The sequence below is a fragment of the Streptosporangium carneum genome (genome assembly GCF_027922005.1).
Lineage (GTDB): Bacteria > Actinomycetota > Actinomycetes > Streptosporangiales > Streptosporangiaceae > Streptosporangium > Streptosporangium carneum.
In genome coordinates this window covers 1-569 of sequence record NZ_BSEV01000126.1, presented here as the reverse complement: position 1 = coordinate 569, position 569 = coordinate 1, and the positions used below count along the sequence as shown (strand labels likewise).

The 569-nt window shown below is 60.8% G+C and carries 1 protein-coding gene; it reads right to left on the bottom strand.

Annotation, left to right across the window (positions count from 1 at the left end; all coding sequences use genetic code 11):
- Positions 1-255, bottom strand: a 255-nt coding sequence (locus PKF00_RS44150) for a type I restriction-modification system subunit M N-terminal domain-containing protein (RefSeq protein ID WP_271223777.1), incomplete at its 3' end; no start/stop codon positions are given.
- Positions 256-569 lie beyond the last annotated feature (314 nt).

Sequence of the window (569 nt, the reverse complement as noted above, 5' to 3'; positions counted from 1 at the left end):
GCCCTTGAACCGGGACCAGCGCATGTCCTCATAGGGCAGGCCCAGCTCGTCCTCACCCTCGGGGAAATAGCGCCGCTCCATGGGCTTCTTGAGCCGGTTCGACTTGCGCTCCTCCTTCTCGTGAAGCTCGTCGAGCCGCTTGATGAAGAGCAGGTAGGTGATCTGCTCGATCACCGAGAGCGGGTTCGACACCCCGCCCGACCAGAACGCATTCCAGATGTTATCGATCTGGTTCTTGATCTCACCGGTCACCATGGTCCGGTTTCTCCCCCGTGGTGTATCTGTCGCCACATGTAGCGGAGTCGGCGGGGTGATGGAACGCCATGATGTGCGCGCAGCGTATGGGTTCGAGCGCGTCAAAGCGGCTGCGTATTCACGCGTCGGTGCTGCGCAGCCTTCATATCGAAAAACGATATATCATCCTTATACACCGCCAATCCTCGCCAGACGCTCACAGGGGCGCGAGGCGTGGTTCGGCATGGTGACCAGCGGACGACCGCACGGCGTGCGCCAGTGACCGCCAGGGAGCGAATGGCGAGGTGTTGGGTTAGGGTGTCAGGCTGAAATCA